Below are 23579 nucleotides of genomic sequence, written 5' to 3'. Positions count from 1 at the left end.
CTTCTCGTCTGTTTCCAAAAGTCTAACTTTAGCAGTCGTGGCAGGCATGGGTCATATCACCCGGGAAAAGCGCTGATTGTCGTGGCCCGCCAGATAGCGGTCGAACAGCATGCACAGGGCACGGATCAGCAGGCGGCCGGGCGGCAGCACCTGCAGGCCGCGCGCATCGAGGCGGATCAGGCCGTCTGCGGCCATGGCGTCTAGGTGCGGCCAGGCATCGGCGAAGTACTGGCGGAAATCCAGTTCGCAGCTGCGCTCGATGGCGGCGAAGTCCAGCTGGAAGTGGCAGATCAGCTGGGCGATCACCGCGCCGCGGATGCGGTCGTCGCGCGAACGGCGCAGGCCGCGGGCCACCGCCAGTTCGCCCTGGCCCAGGCGTTCCTGGTAGCGGGCGAGATCGGGGGTGTTCTGGCAGAGCACCTCGCCCACCTGGCTGATGGCGGAGACGCCCAAGCCGAGCAGGTCGCAGTGGCCGTGGGTGGTGTAGCCCTGGAAGTTGCGCTGCAGGGTGCCGTCTTCCTGGGCGATGGCCAGGTCGTCGTCGGGCAGGGCGAAGTGGTCCATGCCGATGTAGCGATAACCCGCGGCCAGCAGCTGTTCCACGGTGCGCTGCAGCATCTCCAGCTTGGCCGCGGGGTCCGGCAGTTCGCTGGCGTCGATGCGCCGCTGCGGCGGAAAGCGCTGCGGCAGATGGGCGTAGTTGAACACCGACAGGCGATGCGGCTGCAATTCCAGCACCCGCTCCACGGTGTGGGCGAAGCTGGCCGGGGTCTGCCGCGGCAGGCCGTAGATGAGGTCCAGGTTGATGGAGCGATAGTCGAGGGCGCGGGCGGCCTCCACCAGGGTGCGGGTGTCGTCGAAGGGCTGCAGGCGATTGATCGCCAGCTGCACCTGCAGGTCCAGGTCCTGGACGCCGAAACTGACGCGGTTGAAACCCAGCTCGCGCAACAGGCCCATGGTGCTCCAGTCGGCTTCGCGCGGATCGATCTCGATGGAGTAGTCGCCCCGGTCGTCGTCGGCCAGGGTGAAGTGCCGGCGCAGGTCGGCCATCAGCTCGCGCAGCTGCATGGGATTGAGAAAGGTCGGGGTGCCGCCGCCGAGGTGCAGCTGTTCCACCCGCTGCCCGCCCTCCAGGTGCCGGCTGGTGAGGATCATCTCCTGGCGCAGGGCGTGGAGGTAGGCGGCGCTGCGGCTGCGGTCCTTGGTGATGACCTTGTTGCAGGCGCAGTAGTAGCAGATGTTGGCGCAGAAGGGCACGTGCAGGTAGAGCGAGAGAGGCCGTCCGGCCTGGCGACTCAGGCGCAGGGCGCCGAGCAGGTCGAAGGGACCGATGCCGTCGTGGAATTGCACGGCGGTGGGGTAGGAGGTGTAGCGGGGGCCGGCGCGATCGTAGCGGGCGATGAGGTCGGCGTCCCAGACGAGGGCGGCTGTCATGCCGGGCTCCAATGGTTTCGAGGTGCCCAGTGTGAGGGGCGCGGCCTGCGCTTTATTGATCCAGATCAATAAAGGCCGGGTTAAGCTTGGGCGTTTGGACGAGGAGTGGCCCATGGCAGACGAGTTGTACCTCGACAGCTTTCGCGAATGCCGACCCGCGGGTCCGCCGCTGGCGACCCTGTTGCTGGCCCATGGGGCGGGGGCGGGGATGGACAGCCCCTTCATGGAGCAGCTGGCCGAAGCACTGGCGCGGCGCGACATCCGCACCCTGAGATTCGACTTTCCCTACATGGCGCGGGCCCGCGCCGAAGGCCGGCGACGCCCGCCGAATCCGGCGCCGGTCCTGCTGGAGCACTGGCGGGCCATGGTCGCCACCTGGCGCGCGGCGGAAAGCGGGCCGTTGTGGCTGGCGGGCAAGTCCATGGGCGGGCGGATGGCCAGTCTGCTGGCCGATGACCTGGGCGCGGCGGGCCTCGTCTGCCTGGGCTATCCCTTCCATCCGGCCGGCAAGCCCGAGCGGCTGCGCACCGAACACCTGGCGACCCTGGCCACGCCGACGCTGATCGTCCAGGGCGAGCGGGATGCCCTGGGCACCCGCGCGGAGGTGGCCGGTTATGCCCTGGCGCCCACGCTCGAGGTGCAGTGGATCGCCACCGCCGACCACGATCTCAAGCCGCTCAAGAGCAGCGGCCTGAGCCAGACCCAGGCGCTGGTGGAAACGGCGGCCTGGGTGGCGGCCTTCGTGCGGACGGCATCGATGCATTAGAGCCTGTTCAAGGTCTCGCGAACTAGAGACAAACAAGGCCTAGGCGGCCCCACGAAAATGGCTGAGGAAGCGGATCGGACCCGCGCTCGGGTTTACGAGTGGTAAATGAGCATTCCGAAGCCATTTTCAACGCCGTTTGGCCGACGCGCAGCAGACTTTGAGCAGGCTCTTAGATCACCCGGAAGCCACTGGTGCCATCCCGCCGCAACTGCTCGACCAGGCCGAATTCCCAGTCCAGGTAGGCCTGCATGGCCGCGCGCGGGGCCTCGGTGCCTTCATAGGGGCGTCGGTAGCGATCGCGCCGGGTCGACAGCAGCTGTGTTTCGCCGCTTTCCACCGGCAGGCCGGCAGCCAGCCAGGCCGCGGTGCCGCCCTCCAGCAGCAGGACCGGCCGGTCGGTAATGGCCTGGACATCGACGGCGGCGAAGGCGGCCAGTTGGCCACTTCCGCAGGTGAAGACATAGCGCTCGGCCGGTGGCAGCGCTGCCGGCAGATCGGCGCGCAGCACCCAGGCTGCGCCCGGGATGTGCCGCTGCACATAGTTGGCGCTGGCGGTGACATCCACCACCAGGGTGCCCGGCTCCGCCAGCAATTCCTGCAGGCGCGTCACCGAGATGCGCTCCAGCGGCCCGGGAACGGGCGCGGGCGGCTGCCAGGGACCGGTGGCGCTCAGGGCGCTGGCCGGGATGGCATCGACCACCGCCACGTCCCAGCCCATCTGTGCCAGCCAGGAGGCGCTCATGTTGGCGCGTACGCCGTCGTCGTCCGCCAGGGCCAGGCGGGCACCGCGTACCGGGGCGCTGTGGTCGGTCTCCTGGACCAGTTGGCCACCTGGCGTCGAGCGGGCACCGGGCAGGTGGCCAGCGGCGAATTCCTCGGGGGTGCGGACATCGATCAGGTAGTTCGTCCGCTGCGCCTCGTTGCGCCAGGCCTCCAGTTCGCTGAAGGCCAGCCGGGCGACACCGGCGCGATCGGCGACCTGACGCGCGCGGGTCGCGGCGGTGGCCCGGGTCGCCGGACTCACCGCGCCGAAGCGGCGTTGCTGGCCGTGTTCCAGGGTCTGGCCGGCCAGGGTCCAGCCGATGGTGCCATTGCGCAGGGCGGCCACCGGATTGGGAATGCCGGCGTTGATCAGCGACTGGGCGCCGATCAGGCTGCGGGTCCGGCCTGCGCAGTTGACGATGACCCGGGTCCGCGGATCGGGTGCCAGCTCGGCCACCCGCAGCACCAGTTCGGCACCCGGCACGCTGACCCCGCCGGGAATGCTCATGGTCTGGTATTCCTCGAAACGACGGGCATCGAGGATTACCAGGTCGGCGTCCTGATCCAGCAGCGCCTGGACCTCCTCGGCGGGCAGCGAGGGGGTATGGCGGCGGGCTTCCACCAGTTCGCCAAAGGCCTTGCTCGGCACGTTGACGTCGATGAAGAGCTCGCCGCCACTGGCGCGCCAGCCCGCGAGGCCACCTTCGAGCAGAGCCACGTCGGTATAGCCCAGGGCGCGCAGGCGTTCGGCCGCGCGTTCCGCCAGGCCTTCGCCCGCGTCATAGAGGGTGATGGCCACGTCGCGCCGCGGCAGCCGCGACCAGGCTTCCAGCTCCAGGCGCGACAACGGCAGATTGGCGGCCCACAACGGATGGCCGGCGGCAAAGGGGTCTTCCTCGCGGACGTCGAGCAGGGCGACTTCGGTGCCGGCGAGCAGGGCCTGGCGGATGTCCTCGGCGGTGCGGATGGCGGTCATGGTGTGGCGGTCTCCTGGGACAGGTCCCACAGGTTGGGCAGCTGGCGATTGGTGTAGCCGGAGATGAAGGGCTTTTCCTGGCCATCGGCGGCATAGACGGCGCGGCGCACGGCGCCGATGTTGCCGCCATAGACGTGGATGCTGATGGAGGTGCGGTCGGCATAGGCGTTGCTGACCTGGTGGATGTCGCCCACCCGTGGCGAGACCGCTTCCACCTGGCCCGGCTCCAGGCGCACGGGAGCGCCTTCCGGCAGCAGGCGGCCGGCGGGATCGCGGGCGAAGCCCTGGGCGGTCTCGGCGCCGCGCAGCATGCCGATCAGGCCCCAGGTGCGGTGGTCATGCACCGGCGTGGCCTGGCCCGGGCCCCAGACGAAACTCACCACCGAGAAGCGCTGGCGGGCATCGGCATGCAGCAGGTACTGACTGTAGCGCTCGGGGCGGGGCAGGGCGCAGTCCTCCGGCAGCCAGTCGTCATGGCGGACCAGTTCGCCGAGCAGGGCGGCGCCTCGCTGCAGCAGCTGCGGTTCGGCAGGGTGTTCGTCGACGAGGGTGGCGAGGTCATGCAGGAACAGGCGCAGGCGGTCGAGCCTAAGGGTCATGGCGGGCTCCACGGATGAGACGGGTGGGCAATGACGGCCATTAAAGCAAGGTCAGGGCCTGGCGCCTTAGATCGATTGGTTCTGTGCTGAAAACTATGATTCGCATAATTATCTAATTTGTTTATCCATGCGGTGCATATTAGGTTATGCGCAATCGATATTTCCGTCTCGGCGACCCACAACGTTAGGTTCTAAGCAGACCAGGGCAACGCCCGTCGCCCTGGCGCCTCTTCTGCTTCTGGAGCCCTGCATGACCGCCTTCCACAACGCCCTCGCCAGCGTCCGCGCCCAGGTGTCCGCCGCCGAATGGGAGGCTCGGGTCAAGCTCGCCGCCGCCTATCGCCTGGCCGCCCGCGAACGCTGGACCGACCACATCTACACCCACTTCTCGCTGCGGGTGCCGGGCCCGGAGGCGCACTTCCTGATCAATCCCTTCGGCCAGACCTTCGACGAGATCAGCGCCTCTTCGCTGGTGAAGGTGGATATCGATGGCGAGATCGTCCTCGACCCCACCGGGCTCGGCATAAACCCGGCCGGCTACGTGATCCACAGCGCCATCCACCGTGCCCAGCCGGAACTCCATGCGGTGCTGCACACCCATACCGCCGCCGGCATCGGCGTCTCCGCCCAGCGCGGTGGACTGCTGATGCTTTCCCAGCACGCCATGAGGTTCTTTGGCCGCCTGGCCTATCACGGCTACGAGGGTGTGGCCCTGGATCTGGACGAGCAGAGTCGGCTGGTGGCCGACCTCGGAACGCACCCGGCGATGATACTCTGCAACCATGGCCTGCTCACCGTGGGCGCAAGTCTGGAGGAGGCCTTCTGGCACCTCTATTACCTGGAGCGCTCCTGCGCGGCGCAACTGGCGGCGCAGAGCGGCGGGGCAGAACTGGTGATCGCCGCGGACGCCGTCGCGCAGAAGGTCAGCGACCTCATCCCCGGCAATCTGGCGCGCGGTGCCCATGTCCGTCACTGGGAGGCGGCGGTACGTCAACTGGAGCGCCACGAGGGCCGGGAGTACGCGCAATGAAGCGATTGCTCGCCACGCTGGGCCTGGCGTTGCTGCTGGGGCAGGCCCAGGCGGCGCCGGATCTCTCCGGCGTGACCCTGGTGCTGGGCGACCAGGCCCGTGGTCTGCGCGCCATGATGGAAGCCGCCGGCACCCTCGAAGGCGCCCCCTACAACTATCGCTGGGCCAACTTCCAGGGCGCCGCGCCGCTGTTCGAGGCCCAGCGCGTCGGCGCGGTGGATACCTCCTATGCCGGTGACCTGCCGGTGCTGATGGCCGCGTCCGGCGGTGTGCCGCTCAAGCTCATCGCCACCAACGTCGGCTACCCCCAGGCCAACGGCCTGTTGGTGCAGAAGGATTCGCCGATCCGTTCGGTCAAGGATCTCAAGGGGCGCACCGTGGTGGTGTCCTCGGCCAAGGGCAGCATCTCCCAGCACCTGCTCTATGCCGCCCTCGAAGAGGCCGGGCTCAGACGGGAGGACGTCACGGTCAAGTTCGTGCTGCCCACCGACGCCAGCGCCGCCTTCAATGCCGGGCAGATCGACGCCTGGGCGACCTTCGATCCCTATCTCGGCATCGCCGAGCAACACGGCGCCCGGCTGCTGCGCGACGGCCAGGGGCTGACCACCGCGCTGGGCTTTCTCACCGCCACCCCGGCGTCGCTGGAGGACCCGGCCAAGCGCGCCGCCATCGCCGATTTCGCCGGGCGCCTGGCCCAGGCACGGGCCTGGGCGGTCGCCCATCCGCAGGACTATGCGCGGGTCTATGCCGAGCTGACGCGCCTGCCGGAAGGCGCCGCGGTGGCCATTTCCACCCGCACCTCCCGTGGCCTGCGCCCGGTGCAGGCGGCGGACGTCGCCGCGGTTCAGCAGGTGGCCGATCTGTTCAGCGAACTCCAGGTGCTGCCCAAGCCGGTCGACGTCGCCGCCCTGGCCGATGCCAGTGTCTTTACCCAGGAAGCCAAACCATGACCCTCATCCGCCGTACCCTGCTGGCGCTACCGCTGCTGCTCGCCGCCAGCGCGGCCCTGGCCGCCGAGACCCTGACCCTGCGCATCGCCGACCAGAAGGGCAACATGCGCGCCCAGCTGGAGGCTGCCGACGGCCTGCGCGACCTGCCGGGTTATCGCATCCAGTGGGCGGAATTTCCCGCCGCCGCGCCCCTGGCCGAGGCGCTCAATGCTGGCGCGGTGGACGCCGGCATCATCGGTGACGGGCCGCTGCTGTTCGCCTTGGCCGCCGGCGCGCCGGTCAAGGCCATCGCCGTGGACAAGTCCGATCCCTATGGCACGGCGGTGATCGTGCCGCGCGACTCGCCACTGCGTAGCGCGGCCGATCTCAAGGGCAAGCGCATCGCCACCGGGCGCGGCTCCATTGGTCATTACATTGCCCTCAAGGCGCTGGATTCCGTGGGCCTGACCGCCCAGGACGTGAGCTTTCGCTTCCTCGGCCCGGTGGACGCCAAGATGGCCCTGGCCAATGGTTCGGTGGACGCCTGGGCGACCTGGGAGCCCTACACCGCCCAGGCCGAGCAGGTCGACGGCGCTCGGGTGCTGGTCAGTGGTCGCGGACTCTGGGCGGGCAACAGCTTCCTGGCCGCCACCGACACGGCCCTGGCCGATCCGGCCCGGCGCGCGGCGCTGCAGGACTATCTCGAGCGCCTGGCCGCTGCCCAGCGCTGGGGCTACAGCCACCTGGACAGCTATGCCAAGACCCTGGCGCAGATCATCGGCTTTCCCGAAGCGGTGGCGCGGTTGCAGTTCGAGCGCCGCCAACTGCACTGGGAACCTATCGACCAGCAGGTGGTGGCCGACCAGCAGGCGGCGGCGGACTTCTATCATCGCAGCGGCCTGATACCACAGCGCCTGGAGGCCCGGGCGACCTTCGCCGAGGGGTTCCGGGTCAGCAAGCCGGACGTGCCGCGGCAGGCGGCGCGGGAGTAGGGCGGGATGCGGGGTGGTGTTGGGCTTCGCTACGCTCAGCGCCAACCTACGGGCCGGGTGCCAGGTAGTGGGAGCAGGCTTCCATGGGAGCTCACCCCAACCCTCTCCCTGTGGGAGAGGGTTGGGGTGAGGGAAAAACCACACCTCCACTCGACCTATCCATATAACCCATCCTTATTTCAAAAACGCTGAACAGCTTGAGTAGGCTATAAGCCAATTCCATGGATGAGCGCACCCCGATGCCCCCACGTCTTCCCTTCACCCGTCGTCCCCTGGTCCTGGGGCTCGCGGCCAGCCTGCTCATCGGACTGGTTGCCGTACCCCAGGCGGCCAAGGCCGAGGGCACCCTGCGCATCTCCGAACAGTTCGGGGTGTCCTATGTGATCCTGCATGTGCTGCGTGACCAGCAACTGATCGAAAAGCACGGCAAGGAAGAGGGCGTCGACATCAAGGTCGACTGGATAAAGCTGTCCGGTGGCGCGGCCGTCAACGAGGCGGTGCTGTCGGGCGCGGTGGACGTCGGCTCCGCCGGGCTCGGGCCGCTGTTCACGCTCTGGGACCGCACCCATGGTCGGCAGAACGTCAAGGCCGTGGCCAGTCTGGGAGCCTTTCCCAACTACCTGGTCACCAACAATCCGCAGGTGAAGACCCTGGCCGACTTCACCGCCAAGGACCGCATCGCCGTGCCGGCGGTCAACGTCTCGGTGCAGTCGCGCTTCCTGCAGTACGCCGCCGCCCAAGCCTTTGGCGAGAAGAACTGGAATCGCCTGGATCCCCTGACCGTGGCGGTGCCGCATCCGGATGCCACCGCGGCGGTGATCTCCGGTGGTACCGAGATCAACAGCCACTTCGCCAATCCGCCGTTCCAGGAGCAGGAACTGGCCAGCGGCAAGGTGCACAAGGTGCTCAGTTCCTATGACGTGCTCGGTGGGGCCGTCTCGCCCAACCTGGTGTTCGTCACCGAGAAATTCCGCCGGGACAATCCCAAGACCTACAAGGCCTTCCGTGAGGCGCTGGTCGAGGCCGGACAGATCATCGAGAAGGACAAGGCCGCCGCTGCCCGTACCTATGTGAAAGTCGAGAATTCCCGCCTCGATCCGGCGCTGATCCAGCAGATCATCGAAAGCCCCGAGGTCAACTTCGACACGGCGCCGCAGAACACCCTGAAGCTGGCGGAATTCATGTACCGCATCGGGGCCATCCGCAACCAACCCGGCAGCTGGCAGGACTATTTCTTCGTCGACGCGCCCGACCAGAAAGGCAGCTGATCCCCTTTCCCTTACGGGTTCCACCGGACCACCGGACGAGCCCTCGACATCTCGAGGTCTCCCATGGCTATTCCTCCACTTTTCCAGCGCCTCGGGCTGCTCCTGGCGAGCACGACCCTGGCGCTGTCCGCCCAGGCCGCCGAGCCGCAGAAGATCCGCCTCGGCATCAACGACAGTCCGCAGAATGCCGCCCTGGAGCGCGCCGCCGAGGTGGCGCGGGAACGGGGCGTGGAGGTGGAAATCGTCGCCTTCAGCGACTGGAACACGCCGAATCTGGCGCTCGCCCACGGCGACATCGACGTCAACTACTTCCAGCATCAACCCTTCCTGGAAAACGCCAACGCCCAGAACGGCTACGGCCTGGTGCCCATCGCCTATGGCGTGGAAAACAAGGTCGGTCTCTATTCCAAACGGGTGAAGAGTTTCGCCGAGGTGCCGGACGGCGCCACCGTGGCGGTGGCCGACGATCCGGTCAACCAGGGCCGCGGGCTGCACCTCTATGCCCGGGCCGGCCTGATCCAGCTCAAGCCCGGTACCGGGCCCAAGGCCAGCCTGCAGGACATCGTCGCCAATCCCCGCCAGCTGAAATTCATCGAACTGCCCGGTCCGCAACTGGCGCGGGTGCTGGACGACGTGACCCTGGCGCAAAGCTATCCTTCGCACATCCTCGCCGCCGGCACCACGGACCCCAACAGTGCGCTGCTGTTCAGCGACGACGAGGCCAGCGGCCACCTCTATGCCCTGAGGTTCGTGACCAAGCCGGACAAGGCCGATGACCCGGCGATCCGGACCTTCATCCAGGTGTTCCAGAACGATCCGCGGGTGCGCGAGGCCATCGCCAAGGCCTATGGCAATCCGCAGCTCTACAGCCTAGCCTGGCTGAACCGGCAGGAGGCCGCCCGATGAGCAACGCGCTGCTCAGAACCACAACGGCGCAACCGCCCGCCGAACCCCAGGCCGCCCCCGCGCGCGAGCATCTGCGCCTGAGCGGGGTGCAAAAGGTCTACACCGGCGGCGCCCTGCCGGTGACCGCTCTGGCGGACATCGACCTCAGCATCGCCCGCGGCGAGATCTTCGGCATCATCGGTCGCAGTGGCGCCGGCAAGTCCAGCCTGATTCGCACCCTCAACCGCCTGGAAGACGTCAGCGCCGGCCAGGTCCTGGTCGATGGCGTCGACATCGGCACTCTGAAGGGGGATCGCCTGGTGGCGCTGCGGCGGCGCATCGGCATGATCTTCCAGCACTTCAATCTGCTGGCCTCGCAGACGGTGCTGGAGAATCTGGCCTTGCCGCTCAAGGCCGCCGGCTTTCGCCGCGACGAGATCGAAGCCCGGGCGCGGGAGTTGCTCGAGCTGGTCGGGCTGCAGGGCAAGGAGCAGGTCTATCCCTCGCGGCTGTCCGGGGGCCAGAAGCAGCGGGTAGGCATCGCCCGCGCGCTGATGCTCAAGCCCGAATTGCTGCTCTGCGACGAGGCCACCTCGGCGCTGGACCCGGAGACCACCCAGTCGATCCTGGCGCTGTTGCAGGACATCAATCGCCGCCTGGGGCTGACCATCGTGCTCATCACCCACGAGATGGCGGTGATCCGCCAGATCTGCGACCGGGTGGTGGTGCTGGAGCACGGCCGCATCGTCGAACAGGGCCCGGTGTGGCAGCTGTTCGGCGCGCCCCAGGCAGAAGCCACCCGGGCGCTGCTGGCACCCCTGGCGGCGCAGCTGCCGGCGGATCTGGCCAGGCGGCTCGGCGCCACCCGGCAACCGGGCGCCCGGGCCGTGCTGGAACTCAGCTACGACGGCCAGGGCGTGGAGCCCGACTTCCAGGCGCTGGGCCAGGCCCTCGGCGCACCGGTCGAACTGCTGCATGGCGGTATCGACCGTATCCAGGGCCATGCCCTGGGCCGCCTGCTGGTGGCGACCGCGGCACCGGAGCGGCGGCTGGCCAGCTTCCTGACCCAGACCGGGTTGTTCGCCCGGGCGGAGGTGCTGGGCTATGTCTGACTTCATGCTCAAGGCGCTGTGGAAGGCCTTTCTCGATACCCTGACCATGGTCAGCGTGTCGGCCGCCATCGTCTGGTTCGCCGGCATCGCCCTGGCGGTGGTGCTGGTGACCACCGGGCGCGGCGCCATCTTCGCTGCGCCCACCCTCAACCGGGTGCTGGGCACCCTGATCAACGCCTTTCGCGCCACGCCCTTCATCATCCTGCTGGTGGCCCTGATCCCGCTGACGCGGCTGATCACCGGGACCACCATCGGCGTCTGGGCGGCGGTGGTACCCATCACCCTCAGCGCCACGCCGTTCTTCGCCCGCATCGCCGAGGTCAGCCTGCGCGAGGTTGGCGGTGGAGTGATCGAAGCGGCCCAGGCATTGGGCTGCGAACGGCGGCACATCGTCTTCAACGTGCTCCTGCCGGAGGCGCTGCCCGGCATCATCGGCGGCTTCACCGTGACCCTGGTGGCCATGATCGGCGCCTCGGCCATGGCCGGCGCCATAGGCGCAGGAGGGCTCGGCGACCTGGCGATCCGCTATGGCTACCAGCGCTACGACACCCAGGTGATGGCCGTGGTGATCGCCATCCTGGTGGTGCTGGTGTGCGGCATCCAGTTCATCGGCGACCGCTACGTGCGGCACCTGCGAGCGCGCTAGCTGAGGCGCTCCAGGTAGGCCGGCAATTCCGGGTCGGGCAGCACCGAGAGCACCTTGAGCCGCTGCAGGGTGCGATCACGGCCGCGCAAGAGGTGATTGCGCAGCTGGCTGGCGGCCGAGTCCGGACTGCCCACCAGCAGGGATTCCAGCACCAGGCGGTGTTCCACCAGCACCGCCTCGTCCAGCGGCGTGCCGAGCGACTGGTGGAAGATGCGCGAGACGTTCAGCGGACTCTGGCTATGGGCAATGAGCTGGGCCAGCTTGCGATTGCGCAGGCCGGCCAGGCACCGCCCATGCAGATCCGCCTCGATCCGCTCCACCGCCGTCCATGAGGTAGGGGCAGGGTGGGCGGCCAGTTGTTCCAGCCGTTCCAGCATCGTCAGCAGCTCGCTGCGCGCCAGGCTCGGGGCGGTCTGCAACAGCGCCTCGGGTTCCAGCAGGGCGCGGATCTCGTAGTCGTCGCGGATGGCCTGGGCGGTGAGCGGACCGGCCAGCCACTGGCCATAGGGTTCCTTTTCCACCAGGCCGCGGTCGCGCAGGCGCATCAGGGCTTCGCGCACCACGGCGCGACTGACGCCCAGGTGGTCGGCCGCCCGCTGCTCGTCCAGGCGGAAATGGCCGAAGAGCAGGGCGTGGCTGACACAGGCGGCGATCTCGTCGCCGACGCGCTCGCCCAGGGAGCGCGTATCGATCAGGTCATCGCTGCTGTCCAGCCCGAGCAACTGGCGGGTCAGCGGCTGGCGCTGCGGCTCGCCCGCGGTACCGGCCGGATCGATCAGATAGCCACGCCCCTCGAAGCGGCGGATCAGGCCTTCCTCCTGCAACAGCGTCAGCGCCTGGCGCACCGGTACCCGACTGGTGCCGAACAGTTGCGCCAGCGGCGCCTCGACCAGCACCAGCCCCGGCGCCGCGCGACCGGCCAGGATGGCTTCGCGCAGCGCACTGCGGATCATCGCGTAGCGCGCGGCGGTACGACTGTCATCGAGGGGGGCGGGGACTGCTGCCGACATCGGGGGCCTTCCGGAAACGAGATGAGAATTGTGGCACAGGCCCGCGGCCTTTCGCGCGTTACCGGCGGGGTCGGGCGCACGCACGGTAACGGGGCAGGCGTTACGGTTCTGCACAAAAATGGATCTGTTTAATTTAAGTACATTTTATTGGCTGGCGGTGAAGAAAGGACCAGGCGACCTCTAGGTGCTGGCTCTGCGAGCTGATGGCTGCCTTTTTATAAAGCTGGCACAAAGCCTGCTCTGTTAAACGTACCAAATTATAAAATGTACGTTTAGGGAGCAGCCATGGAATCCGCCCACGCCCTGTCCCTTGATGCCTTCGGTCTCGGCGAGGCCTATGCCGCCGGTACCCTCGATCCGGTCGCGGTCTTCGAGGCGGCACTGGCGCGCGCCCAGGCATCCTCGGCCGTCTTCATCACCCTGACCGCCGAGCGCGGACGCGCCGAAGCCCTGGCCGCGCGCGAGCGCTGGCAGGCCGGACAGCCGCGTTCGCCGCTGGATGGCGTGCCGCTGGCTTGGAAGGACCTGTTCGACCTGCAGGGCGAGGTCACCACCTGCGGCGCCGAGCTGCGCCGCCTGGCGCCACCGGCGGCCACCGACGCCGCGCTGGTGCAGCGCCTGAGCCAGGCCGGCCTGGTCAATCTGGGCAAGGTCAATCTCAGCGAATTCGCCTATTCCGGCGTGGGGTTGAATCCTCATTTCGGCACGCCCGCCAACCCGCAGGCGCAAGGCGAGGTGCGCATACCCGGCGGCTCTTCCTCGGGTTCAGCGGTGGCCGTCGCCGCCGGCATCGTGCCCCTGGCGTTCGGTACCGACACCGCCGGTTCGGTGCGCTTGCCGGCCGCGCTCAATGGGCTGGTGGGCTATCGGCCCAGCCTGGGGCGCTATCCGGCGACCGGCATCTTTCCACTGGCCGCGTCCTATGACGTACCGGGTCCGCTGGCGCGCAGCCTGCGCGATGTGCAGTGCCTGGATCGCCTGCTGACGGGCGCGGCGGCCCGCCCGTTGCCGGCGCCAACGGAACTGCGGGTGGTGCTGGACCTGAGCGTGCTGGACGACGCCCGGGTGGGGCCGGCGGTGCGGGCCAATCTGCTGGCCGCCGCCGAGCGGCTGGCCCGCGCCGGCGTGGGCGTGGAGCGCCGCGCCCGCACGGTGTTTGCCGAGGCCCTGGACGTTCTCGCCGCAGAAGGGTGGCCAGGCGCCCTGGAAGCCTTCGCCCTGCACCGCGAGGTGCTCGACGGCCCCGCGGCCGACCGCCTGGATCCGCGGGTGCGGCAGCGCCTGGAGCGGGCGCGGGCCTTGCCCGACGGCCACCTGGCGGTCCTGCATGAGCGCCGCGATCGATTGCGGGCGCGCTTTGCCGCCGAATTCGCCGAGGCGCTGCTGCTGGTGCCGACGGTCGGCCGGGTGGCGCCACCGCTGGTCCCTCTGGAGGCCGACGCCGACCTCTTCGCCGCCACCAATCTGGAGCTGCTGCGCCTGACCATGGCCGGCAGCCTGCTCGGCGCGCCGGGTGTCTCGCTACCCAGCGGTCGCGATGCCCAGGGCCTGCCCACCGGCCTGTTGCTGGTGGCCCCCGCCGCCGCGGACGAACGCCTGCTCGATGCTGCCACGGCCGTGGAAGCCCTGGTCAGCGCCTGATTTCAAGCGGCGGTGGCGGGGGCCCGGCTCCGCCACCGACCTGGGTTTCTTCCGGGTACTGGAGAGTGCAACGATGGCCAAAGAAATCTTCGTTTCCATCGGCGTCGACGTCGACGCGGTGGCGGGCTGGCTCGGTTCCTACGGCGGCGAGGATTCGCCCGATGACATCTCCCGCGGCCTGTTCGCCGGCGAGGTGGGCTCGCCCCGGCTGCTCAAGCTGTTCGAGCGCTACGGCCTCAAGACCACCTGGTTCATTCCGGGCCATTCGGTGGAGACCTTTCCCGAGCAGATGCAGGCGGTGGCCGCGGCAGGCCACGAGATCGGCATCCATGGCTACAGCCACGAGAATCCCATCGCCATGACCCCCGAGCAGGAGGAGGCGGTGCTGGACCGGTCCATCGAGCTGATCACCGCCCTGGCCGGCAAGCGGCCCACCGGCTATGTCGCGCCCTGGTGGGAATTCAGCCGGGTGACCAACGAGCTGCTGCTGAAGAAGGGCATCAAGTACGACCACAGCCTGATGCACAACGACTTCTCTCCCTACTATGTGAGGGTCGGCGACAACTGGACCAAGATCGACTACAGCCAGCAGCCCGAAAGCTGGATGAAGCCGCTGGTGCGCGGCCAGGAAACCGATCTGGTCGAGATCCCGGCCAACTGGTACCTCGACGACCTGCCGCCGATGATGTTCATCAAGAAGGCGCCCAACAGCCACGGCTTCGTCAATCCGCGCCATCTGGAAGAAATGTGGCGCGACCAGTTCGACTGGGTCTATCGCGAGCTGGACTACGCCGTCTTCCCCATCACCATCCACCCCGATGTCTCGGGGCGGCCGCAGGTGCTGCTGATGCTCGAACGCCTGATCGAGCATATCCAGGGTCACGCCGGGGTGCGCTTCGCCACCATGGACGAGATCGCCGAGGACTTCCTGCGGCGCCAGCCGCGCCAGCGCTAAGCGCCCAGCCCACAGGTACAGGATCATGACCGCCCCTGCCGCCAGCTCGCTCCACCCGGAAACCCCCACGGCTGCCTGGAAACCGCAGCCGCTGTCTTCCGGTGATGTCCGCTACGCCACCTGGATCGCCTTCTTCGCCTGGGTGTTCGCCGTCTACGACTTCATCCTGTTCGGCACCCTGCTGCCGGTGATGGGTGGGCACTTCAACTGGAGCGAAGCCGAGCAGGCCGAACTCGCCACCTGGGTTAGCCCTGGGCGGAGCCATCATCGCCTTCGCCATCGGCCCGCTGGTGGACCGGATCGGTCGCCGCGGCGGCATCATCGTCACCATTGGCGGCACGGCCGTGTGCTCGGCGCTGACCGCGCTGTGCGCTGGCATGGGCAAGGTGCCGCTGGTGCTGGTGCGTTCGGTGGCCGGCCTGGGCTATGCCGAGGAGGGGGTCAACGCCACCTACCTGACCGAGGTCTATGCCGCCTCCGACGATCCGCGGCTGATCCGCCGCCGGGGCTTCATCTACAGCCTGGTGCAGAGTGGCTGGCCGATCGGCGCCCTGATCGCCGCGGGCCTCACCGCCTTGCTGCTGCCGCACATCGGCTGGCAGGGCTGCTTCGTGTTCGCCGCCGTGCCGGCCTTCGTCATCGCCGTGCTGGCGCGCAAGCTCAAGGAGAGTCCGCAATTCCAGGTGCATGCCCGGATCCAGCGCCTGCGCCGCGAAGGCCAGGAACAGGACGCCCGCAGCCTGGCCCGGGAATACGGGGTGGACTACGAAGAGCACGCCAAGGCCGGCGTGGCCATGGCCTTCAAGGGCCAGGCCCTGCGGCCGACCCTGGTGCTGAGCCTGGCCATCCTGCTCAACTGGTCGGCGATCCAGGTGTTCAGCGTGCTGGGGACCTCGGTGATCGTCAGCGTGCACAAGCTCAGCTTCGAGAATTCGCTGTGGATCCTGGTGCTGTCCAACGCCGTCGGTTTCATCGGCTACCTGTTCCATGGCTGGCTGGGTGATCGCATCGGTCGGCGCAACACCGTGGCCCTCGGCTGGATGTGCGGCGGCCTGGCCTTCTTCGCCATGCTGCAGGCGCCCAGCCAGCTGGTACCGGTGGTGGCGCTCTACAGCCTGGGGCTGTTCTTTCTCACCGGACCCTATTCGGCCATGTTGTTCTTCATGGGCGAAAGCTTTCCCACCAGCATCCGTGCCACCGGTGGCGCCATCGTCCATGCCATGGGACCGCTCGGCGCCATCCTCGCCGGCCTCGGCATCACCAGCGTGCTCGGCAGCGGTGGCCAGTGGCACAGCGCCGCGCTCTGGTTCGGGGCGCTGCCGTGCTTTCTCTCCGGCCTGGTGATGTGGGCCGCCCGCCATGTCGAACCCACCAGCCTCAAATGACAGGAGCCCCCATGACAGCTCATACCTCTCCCGTCGCCCTGATCACCGGTGCCGCCAGCGGCATCGGCCAGGCCCTGGCCGTGGCCTATGCCCAGCGGGGCGTGCGGGTGGTCGGCGGCTACTACCCCGGCGATCCCCATGACCCGGAAGAGACTCGCCAGAAGGTGATTGCAGCGGGGGGCGACTGCCTGCTCGAACCCCTGGACGTCCGCGACAGCGCCTCGATGGACGCCCTGGCCGATGCCGCCCTGGCGCACTTCGGCCGCCTCGACTATGCCGTCGCCAATGCCGGTCTCCTGCGCGCCGCGCCGCTGCTGGAAATGAGCGACGCGCGCTGGCAGGAGATGCTCGACGTCGACCTCACCGGCGTCATGCGCACCTTTCGCGCCGCCGCCCGGCACCTGGGGGAGGGCGGGGCCCTGGTGGCCATCTCCTCCATCGCCGGCGGCGTCTACGGCTGGCAGGACCATGCGCACTACGCCGCGGCCAAGGCCGGGGTGCCGGGCCTGTGCCGCTCGCTGGCCGTCGAACTGGCGCCGCGTGGCATCCGCTGCAACGCGGTGATCCCCGGGTTGATCGAGACGCCCCAGTCGCTGGATGCCAAGAACTCCCTGGGGCCGGAGGGCCTGGCCAAGGCCGCCCGCAGCATTCCCCTGGGGCGGGTCGGCAAGCCCGAGGAGGTGGCGGCGCTGGTGCGTTTCCTGACCAGTCCCGAGGCCAGCTACATCACTGGCCAGAGTCTGATCGTCGATGGCGGTCTCACCGTCCGCTGGCCCGATTGAGGAGCAGAACATGTTCGAGCTGACTGACCGCCGCGCCCTGGTGACCGGCGCGGCCAGCGGCATCGGCGCCGCCATCGCCCGCAGCTATGCCGCCGCGGGGGCGCGCCTGGTGCTGGCCGACCGCGACAGCGAGCGCCTGGCGCGGGTGGCCGCGGAGTGCCGCGCCCTGGGGGCCGTGGTGACCGAGACCGTCGCCGACGTCGGTGAGCCGGAGGGCGCCTGGGCCGGGGTGGACGCCTGCGTGGCGGCCCATGGCGGCATCGACATCCTGGTCAACAACGCCGGGATGCTGACCCAGGCGCCCTGCGTCGAGCTGACCCTGGCGCAGTGGAACGACATGCTGCGCGTCGACCTCACCAGCGTCTTTCTCGCCAGCCAGCGCGCCCTGCCGTTCATGCAGGCGCAGCGCTGGGGACGCATCATCAACATCGCTTCCCAGCTCGGCATCAAGGGCGGCGCCGAGCTCTGCCACTATGCCGCGGCCAAGGCCGGGGTGATCGGCTTCACCAAGTCGCTGGCGCTGGAGGTGGGGCGCGACAACGTGCTGGTCAACGCCATCGCCCCCGGACCCATCGAGACCCCGCTGGTGGAGGGCATCAGCGCCGACTGGAAGGCGGCCAAGGCCCGCGAATTGCCGCTGGGCCGCTTCGGCCGGGCGGAGGAGGTGGCGCCGGTGGCGCTGCTGCTGGCCAGCGATCCGGGGGGCAACCTCTTCGTCGGCCAGACCCTGGGCCCCAATTCCGGCGACGTCATGCCCTAGGAGGTAGCCATGTGCGGACTGTGCGGCCTGCTCGGGCCGGATCTCCACTGGAGCGATCCGCTGGGCGACGACCTGCCCCGGCGGCGCGAGCGCCTGCGCCGGGTCGCCGCCATCAACCGGGTGGTGGCGCCGTTCCGGCTGACGGTGAGCGACGTCCAGGGCGCCTCCTACCTGATCCAGGGCCCGACCGGGCGCCAGGCCCTGGCCGACGGGCTGGACGACCTCTGGCGCCAGGCCGAAGCGGTGCTGGGGCGGCCGCTCGATCCCCTGGATACGCGGGTGCTGACGCCGCTTGAGGGGGCGCCATGAGCCTCGCCATCAATGTCATCACCGGCTTTCTCGGCAGCGGCAAGACCACCCTGCTGCGCCGCTTGCTGGCCCAGGAGGCACTGGGCGAGACGGCGCTGCTGATCAACGAATTCGGCGAGGTCGGCATCGACCACCTGCTGGTGGAAGAGGTGGCCCCTGATACCGTGCTGCTGCCCAGCGGCTGCGTCTGCTGCTCGGTGCGCGGCGATCTCAAGACGGCGCTGCTGACCCTGCACGGGCGGCGCAGTCGCGGCGAAATCCCGGCCTTCCGCCGGGTGTTGCTGGAGACCACCGGCCTGGCCGATCCGGGGCCGATCCTCGCCACCCTCAATCTCGATCCCCAGTTGCGCGGACGCTTCCACCTGGGCTTGCTGGTGACGGTGGTGGACGCCGAGCACGCCGCCTTGCAGGAAGGGCTGCACCCGGAGTGGCTCAACCAGGTCACCGCGGCCGACCGGCTGTTGCTGAGCAAGGCCGACCGGGTCGCGCCTGCCGTGCTGGAGCGGCTGGACCGGCATCTGGCCCAGCTCAATCCCACCGCCACCCGGGCCCTGGCGGCGGCGGTGGCCAGCGGCGATGACCTGCTGCTCGGCGAGGGCCTGCGCGCCGCCGATCCGGCGGCCGAGGTCGGGCGCTGGCGCCTGTTCGCCGCCGTCGCCGAAGGCCGCCACGGCAGCGCCGAGGTCTGCTGCCTGGAGTTCGACCGGCCGCTGGACTGGATGGCCTTCGGGGTGTGGCTGTCGATGCTGCTAAGATGCCACGGGCAACGCATCCTGCGAGTCAAGGGCATCCTCGACGTGATCGACGCCAGCCAACCCATCGTCATCCACGGCGTGCAGCACAGCCTGCATCCGCCGGTGCACCTGCCGGCCTGGCCGACGGGCGAACGCCGCTCGCGCCTGGTGTTCATCGTCCGCGACCTGGATACCGCACTGCTCAGGCGCTCCTTCGCCGCCTTCATGGGCGGCCTGGGGCGGGCCGCATGAGCACGCCGCTGACCCTGCGGGTGCTGGGCACCTCGGTGACCCTGCTCGAACCCATCCGCCAGCGGGCGGAGGCGGAACTGGGCATCCGCCTGATCTACCAGATCCACGACGTCCAGACCGCCCAGCGCATCGCGGTGCTGGAACCGGGCAGCTACGACCTCTATGACCAGTGGTTCCACAACGTCGACTTCGTCTGGCCGGCGCGGGCGATCCAGCCCATCGACATCCGCCGCATCGCGCTCTGGGAAGAGATCAACGACCTGCCCAAGCGCGGCCGGCTGCATACCACGGATCGCCTGGCGCCCGGTTGCCGGCCGTGCGATCGCCTCTATGTGCAGCACGACGGCAGCCTCGGCGGCCAGCCCAGCGAGCGCATCAGCATGCTGCCGCTGACCCACAACGCCGACAGCTTCGCCTATCGTCCGGAAAGCCTGCCTGCGGCCCTGGCGGGGCGGGAGGAGAGCTGGGCCTGGCTGATCGACGAAGGCTGGTGCGGCCACAGCGCCCTGCAGAGCGACGCCGCCATCGGCGCGCTGGACGCCGCCCTGGCGATCCAGGCCGCCGGCCTCGCCCGCTTCGACGACATCGGCAATCTGCGCCTGGAGGAGATCGACCGCCTGGCCGAGTTGCTGGTGGAACGCCAGCGTCATCGGCACTTCGCGGCGTTCTGGTCCGACGACCGCAGCGCCGGCGAGCTGACCCTGGCCGCCGGGGTGGACATCCAGAGTCTCTGGTCGCCCATGCTCATGGCCCTGCACCGGGCGGGGGTGGATTACCGGGTGGCGGTCCCGCGCGAGGGCTATCGCGCCTGGTTCGGCGGTTTGTCGCTGTCGCGCTGCGCGGAGGGCCGGGTGCGCGACGCCGCCTATGCCTACCTCAACTGGTGGCTGGCCGGCTGGCCCGGCGCGGTGATGGCGCGCCAGGGTTTCTATATCGCCAATCCGGTGCGGGCGCGGGATCATCTCAGCGCCGCCGAATGGGACTTCTGGTACGGCGGCCTGCCGGCCCGCGAAGAACTCGCCGGCAGCGACGGCCTGCCGCTGATCGAGGTGGGCCAGCGGCGCGAAGGGGGTTCCTATGCCCAGCGTATGAGCCATATCGGCGTATGGAATTCGGTGATGGACGAACACAACTACCTGGTGCGGCGCTGGAGCGAATTCCTGCGCACCACGGCGGCCTGAGCCGACGGCTTCCAGGCGAGAAGGGCGTGCCAGACGCCTTGCTGCGCTGTTGCCCAGGCGACAGCGACCGGACAGCTGCCCTTGGCGCTACAACTGAAAACGTCTTACGTTTTCTCGCAACTCATTGATTAAAAACGCTTTTTGGACATGGTTCGGTTTTTGATTAACGGCTCAGGGTCACTGTTTCGCTCGCCCTCGCGGCGAGCCCAACCCGGAGAGCCTTTGCATGTCGCAGAACCCCGTCAAATTCGCCTATTGGGTCCCCAACGTCAGCGGCGGCCTGGTGGTCAGCACCATCGAGCAGCGCACCCACTGGGGCATCGACTACAACCGCAAGCTGGCCCAGCTCGCCGAGCAGGCCGGCTTCGATTACGCCCTGACGCAGATCCGTTTCACCGCCGGCTACGGCGCCGAATACCAGCACGAATCGGTCGCCTTCAGTCATGCGCTGCTGGCCGCCACCGAGCGCCTCAAGGTGATCGCCGCCATCCTGCCCGGCCCCTGGAATCCGGCGCTGGCGGCCAAGCAGCTGGCGACCATCGACCAGCTCACCAATGGCCGGGTCGCCATCAACCTGGTGTCCGGCTGGTTCAAGGGCGAATTCCACGGTATCGGCGAGCCCTGGCTCGACCATGACGAGCGCTATCGGCGTTCCGAGGAATTCATCCGCGCCCTCAAGGGCATCTGGACCCAGGACAATTTCAGCTTCGCCGGCGACTTCTATCGCTTCCGCAACTACACCCTGAAACCCAAGCCGCTGCAGCAGCCGCATCCCGAGATCTTCCAGGGTGGCAGCTCCCGGGCCGCGCGGGATATGGCGGCACGGGTCTCCGACTGGTACTTCACCAACGGCAACACCCCCGAGGGCATCCGCGCCCAGGTCGAGGACCTGCGCGCCAAGGCCGCGGCGAACGGCCACTCGATCAAGGTCGGCGTCAATGCCTTCGTCATTGCCCGGAACACCGAGGCCGAGGCCCGCGCGGTGCTCGACGAGATCATCGCCAAGGCCAATCCCGAGGCGGTCCAGGCCTTCGGTCACGAGGCGCGCAATGCCGGCGCGGCCAGTCCGGAAGGTGAGGGCAACTGGGCCAAGTCCAGCTTCGAGGATCTGGTGCAGTACAACGACGGCTTCAAGACCAACCTGATCGGCACCCCCGAGCAGATCGCCGAGCGCATCGTCGCCCTCAAGGCGGTGGGCGTGGACCTGGTGCTGGCGGGTTTCCTGCACTTCCAGGAAGAGGTGGAGTACTTCGGCCAGCGGGTGCTGCCGCTGGTGCGCGAACTCGAAGCCCGGGCCGCGGCCCAGGCGGCGGCCTAGGCCATGGGTGCGGCTCTGGCCACGCCGTCGACGGTGCTACTGGAGGTCAGCGATCTGGCGCTGGCCTTTGGCGGGGTCACGGCCTTCGCCGAGGTCGGCTTCCAGGTTCGCGAAGGCGAGATCTGCGCCCTGATCGGGCCCAATGGCGCCGGCAAGAGTTCCTTGCTCAACGTGATCAACGGCCTCTACCGACCACAGCGGGGCAGGGTGCGGCTGGCTGGCAGCAGCGCGGCGCTGCGGCGCCCGCAGGCGGCGGCGCGGGCCGGGGTCGCGCGTACCTTCCAGAATCTGGCGCTGTTCAAGGGCATGAGCGTGCTGGACAACGTGCTCACCGGGCGCGGCCGCCATCGGCGCGCCTCCTGGCTGGAACAGGCCCTGGGCCTGGGCCGCGCTCCGGCCGAAGAGCGGGTGCAGCGAGCGGTGGCCGAGTGGGCGCTGGGCTTCCTGCACCTGGGTCCCTGGCGCGACGTCCCGGTGGGCAGCTTGCCCTATGGGCTGCAGAAGCGCGTGGAGCTGGCCCGGGCACTGGCGGCCGAGCCGCGGCTGCTGCTGCTGGACGAACCCATGGCCGGGATGAATGCCGCGGAGAAGCGCGAGCTGAGCGGCTACATCCAGGCCATCAACCGCGAGCACGGGGTCACCGTGGTGCTGATCGAGCACGACATCCAGGTGGTGATGCAACTGGCGGATCACGTGGTGGTGCTCGATTACGGTCGGCTCATCGCCGACGGCGCACCCGCCGCGGTGCGCCAGGACCCGGCGGTTATCGCCGCCTATCTCGGGACCCGACATTAGAAGTTATTTACGATCTGCTGCGCGTCGGCCAACCGGCGTTGGAAATGCCTTCGGAATGCTCATTTACCACTCGTAAACTCCGCTTCCTCAGGCCTTTCCGCCTTGTTGGCTCTAGCTCGCGAGATTGTAAACAGCTTCTAAGGACACTGGACGCCTCAGGGAGAAAACCATGGCGTTTTTCTTGGAAGTCTTGCTTGGCGGCCTGCTCGCCGGGGTCATGTATGCCCTGGTGGCGCTGGGCTTCGTGCTCATCTACCGCGCTTCGGGCGTCTTCAATTTCGCCCAGGGCGCCATGCTGCTGTTCGCTGCTCTGACCTACGTCAGCCTGGTGGAGCGCGGCCTACCCGGCTGGCTGGCGTTGGCGATCACCACCAGCGTCATGGTGCTGCTGGCGGTGGCGGTGGAGCGCACGGTGCTACGGCCGCTGGTGAATCGCTCGCCGCTGGTGCTGTTCATGGCCACCCTGGGCCTGGCCTATTTCATCGAGGGCGCCGCCCAGGCGCTGTGGGGCGCCCAGGTGCACGGCCTGGACCTGGGCATCGAGGACCGTCCGCTGGAGCTGGGCGAGCTGCTGCTGTCGAGCTTCGACCTGTTCGCCGCGGCGGTGGCGGCGGTGCTGGTGATCGGACTGTCGCTGCTGTTCGAGCGCACCCGCCTGGGCATCTCGCTGCGCGCCGTGGCCGATGATCCCCTGGCGGCCCAGGCGGTGGGTATCCGTCTGCCGCGTATCTGGGCGCTGGTCTGGGCGGTGGCCGGTTGCGTCGGCCTGGTGGCGGGCCTGCTCTGGGGCGCGCGGCTGGGGGTGCAGTTCTCGCTGTCGCTGATCGTGCTCAAGGCGCTACCGGTGCTGATCATCGGCGGCTTCTCCTCGGTCACCGGGGCCATCGTCGGCGGCCTGCTGATCGGCGCCAGCGAAAAACTCGCCGAGGTCTATCTCGGCCCCCTCATCGGCGGCGGCCTGGAGAACTGGTTTCCCTATGCCTTCGCCCTGGTATTCCTGCTGATTCGACCGGTTGGCCTGTTCGGCGAACCCGTGGTCGAGCGCGTCTAGAGGATCT

22 protein-coding genes and 1 pseudogene are annotated in these 23579 nt (G+C 68.6%); 19 read left to right on the top strand and 4 right to left on the bottom strand.

Annotated elements, in window-relative coordinates:
* Positions 1 to 51: 51 nt before the first annotated feature.
* Complete coding sequence (hemN, locus tag FHR73_RS07585; RefSeq protein ID WP_183630331.1) at positions 52 to 1434, bottom strand: oxygen-independent coproporphyrinogen III oxidase; 1383 nt, start codon at positions 1432 to 1434, stop codon at positions 52 to 54.
* Positions 1435 to 1546: 112 nt separating this feature from the next.
* Between hemN and FHR73_RS07580 the strand changes: the two genes are divergently transcribed.
* A complete protein-coding gene (locus tag FHR73_RS07580) occupies positions 1547 to 2200 on the top strand; it encodes an alpha/beta family hydrolase (RefSeq protein WP_183630330.1) in 654 nt (217 codons plus the stop codon).
* A 169-nt stretch (positions 2201 to 2369) separates the two neighbouring features.
* Here FHR73_RS07580 and FHR73_RS07575 read toward each other — a convergent pair whose 3' ends face one another.
* A complete protein-coding gene (locus tag FHR73_RS07575; protein ID WP_183630329.1) occupies positions 2370 to 3938 on the bottom strand; it encodes a rhodanese-related sulfurtransferase in 1569 nt (522 codons plus the stop codon).
* A complete protein-coding gene (locus FHR73_RS07570; RefSeq protein ID WP_183630328.1) occupies positions 3935 to 4537 on the bottom strand; it encodes a cysteine dioxygenase in 603 nt (200 codons plus the stop codon). The genes FHR73_RS07575 and FHR73_RS07570 overlap by 4 nt, the downstream gene beginning before the upstream one ends.
* 250 nt (positions 4538 to 4787) lie before the next feature.
* Between FHR73_RS07570 and FHR73_RS07565 the strand changes: the two genes are divergently transcribed.
* The 7 genes from FHR73_RS07565 to FHR73_RS07535 all read left to right on the top strand — a co-directional run bounded on the left by FHR73_RS07565 (position 4788) and on the right by FHR73_RS07535 (position 11399).
* The gene (locus FHR73_RS07565) at positions 4788 to 5567 is read left to right on the top strand and encodes a class II aldolase/adducin family protein (protein ID WP_183630327.1); all 780 of its coding nucleotides are present in this window, start codon (positions 4788 to 4790) and stop codon (positions 5565 to 5567) included.
* A complete protein-coding gene (locus tag FHR73_RS07560; protein ID WP_183630326.1) occupies positions 5564 to 6517 on the top strand; it encodes an ABC transporter substrate-binding protein in 954 nt (317 codons plus the stop codon). Before FHR73_RS07565 ends, FHR73_RS07560 begins: the two co-directional genes overlap by 4 nt.
* 5 nt (positions 6518 to 6522) lie before the next feature.
* Positions 6523 to 7488, top strand: a complete 966-nt coding sequence (locus FHR73_RS07555) for an ABC transporter substrate-binding protein (RefSeq protein WP_183631521.1) — start codon at positions 6523 to 6525, stop codon at positions 7486 to 7488.
* A 239-nt stretch (positions 7489 to 7727) separates the two neighbouring features.
* Positions 7728 to 8756, top strand: coding sequence for an ABC transporter substrate-binding protein (locus tag FHR73_RS07550; protein ID WP_183630325.1), 1029 nt, complete (start codon positions 7728 to 7730; stop codon positions 8754 to 8756).
* 63 nt (positions 8757 to 8819) lie between these two features.
* Positions 8820 to 9662, top strand: coding sequence for a MetQ/NlpA family ABC transporter substrate-binding protein (locus FHR73_RS07545; protein WP_183630324.1), 843 nt, complete (start codon positions 8820 to 8822; stop codon positions 9660 to 9662).
* On the top strand, positions 9659 to 10753 hold the full coding sequence (locus FHR73_RS07540) for a methionine ABC transporter ATP-binding protein (protein WP_183630323.1): 1095 nt from the start codon (positions 9659 to 9661) through the stop codon (positions 10751 to 10753). The genes FHR73_RS07545 and FHR73_RS07540 overlap by 4 nt, the downstream gene beginning before the upstream one ends.
* Positions 10746 to 11399, top strand: a complete 654-nt coding sequence (locus FHR73_RS07535) for a methionine ABC transporter permease (RefSeq protein ID WP_044342295.1) — start codon at positions 10746 to 10748, stop codon at positions 11397 to 11399. Before FHR73_RS07540 ends, FHR73_RS07535 begins: the two co-directional genes overlap by 8 nt.
* Here FHR73_RS07535 and FHR73_RS07530 read toward each other — a convergent pair.
* A complete protein-coding gene (locus FHR73_RS07530) occupies positions 11396 to 12409 on the bottom strand; it encodes a GntR family transcriptional regulator (protein ID WP_183630322.1) in 1014 nt (337 codons plus the stop codon). The genes FHR73_RS07535 and FHR73_RS07530 overlap by 4 nt on opposite strands.
* A gap of 285 nt (positions 12410 to 12694) precedes the next feature.
* Between FHR73_RS07530 and FHR73_RS07525 the strand changes: the two genes are divergently transcribed.
* From FHR73_RS07525 to FHR73_RS07475, 11 genes and pseudogenes are all read left to right on the top strand, one after another.
* Positions 12695 to 14050 carry an amidase gene (locus FHR73_RS07525; protein WP_183630321.1) on the top strand — a complete coding sequence of 452 codons (1356 nt, stop codon included), beginning with the start codon at positions 12695 to 12697 and terminating at the stop codon, positions 14048 to 14050.
* A 73-nt stretch (positions 14051 to 14123) separates the two neighbouring features.
* The gene (locus FHR73_RS07520) at positions 14124 to 15005 is read left to right on the top strand and encodes a polysaccharide deacetylase (RefSeq protein WP_183630320.1); all 882 of its coding nucleotides are present in this window, start codon (positions 14124 to 14126) and stop codon (positions 15003 to 15005) included.
* A 25-nt stretch (positions 15006 to 15030) separates the two neighbouring features.
* Positions 15031 to 16390: pseudogene (locus tag FHR73_RS07515) on the top strand (MFS transporter).
* 11 nt (positions 16391 to 16401) lie between these two features.
* Positions 16402 to 17172 (top strand): SDR family NAD(P)-dependent oxidoreductase, encoded by a 771-nt coding sequence (locus tag FHR73_RS07510; RefSeq protein ID WP_183630319.1) that lies wholly within the window; start codon positions 16402 to 16404, stop codon positions 17170 to 17172.
* Between the two features lie 10 nt (positions 17173 to 17182).
* Complete coding sequence (locus tag FHR73_RS07505; protein ID WP_183630318.1) at positions 17183 to 17932, top strand: SDR family NAD(P)-dependent oxidoreductase; 750 nt, start codon at positions 17183 to 17185, stop codon at positions 17930 to 17932.
* Between the two features lie 9 nt (positions 17933 to 17941).
* Complete coding sequence (locus FHR73_RS07500) at positions 17942 to 18241, top strand: hypothetical protein (protein WP_183630317.1); 300 nt, start codon at positions 17942 to 17944, stop codon at positions 18239 to 18241.
* Positions 18238 to 19227 (top strand): GTP-binding protein, encoded by a 990-nt coding sequence (locus FHR73_RS07495; RefSeq protein ID WP_183630316.1) that lies wholly within the window; start codon positions 18238 to 18240, stop codon positions 19225 to 19227. Before FHR73_RS07500 ends, FHR73_RS07495 begins: the two co-directional genes overlap by 4 nt.
* The gene (locus FHR73_RS07490; RefSeq protein WP_183630315.1) at positions 19224 to 20408 is read left to right on the top strand and encodes a PotD/PotF family extracellular solute-binding protein; all 1185 of its coding nucleotides are present in this window, start codon (positions 19224 to 19226) and stop codon (positions 20406 to 20408) included. The genes FHR73_RS07495 and FHR73_RS07490 overlap by 4 nt, the downstream gene beginning before the upstream one ends.
* Positions 20409 to 20634: 226 nt before the next feature.
* Positions 20635 to 21726, top strand: a complete 1092-nt coding sequence (gene sfnG / locus FHR73_RS07485; protein WP_183630314.1) for a dimethylsulfone monooxygenase SfnG — start codon at positions 20635 to 20637, stop codon at positions 21724 to 21726.
* 3 nt (positions 21727 to 21729) lie between these two features.
* Complete coding sequence (locus tag FHR73_RS07480; RefSeq protein WP_183630313.1) at positions 21730 to 22521, top strand: ABC transporter ATP-binding protein; 792 nt, start codon at positions 21730 to 21732, stop codon at positions 22519 to 22521.
* A gap of 169 nt (positions 22522 to 22690) precedes the next feature.
* Positions 22691 to 23572, top strand: coding sequence for a branched-chain amino acid ABC transporter permease (locus tag FHR73_RS07475; protein WP_183630312.1), 882 nt, complete (start codon positions 22691 to 22693; stop codon positions 23570 to 23572).
* The last annotated feature ends 7 nt before the right edge of the window (positions 23573 to 23579 follow it).

Origin of the sequence: Pseudomonas sp. AS2.8 (assembly GCF_014190935.1) — a bacterium.
Taxonomy (GTDB): domain Bacteria; phylum Pseudomonadota; class Gammaproteobacteria; order Pseudomonadales; family Pseudomonadaceae; genus Chryseomonas.
This window is presented reverse-complemented; position numbering and strand designations above follow the sequence as displayed.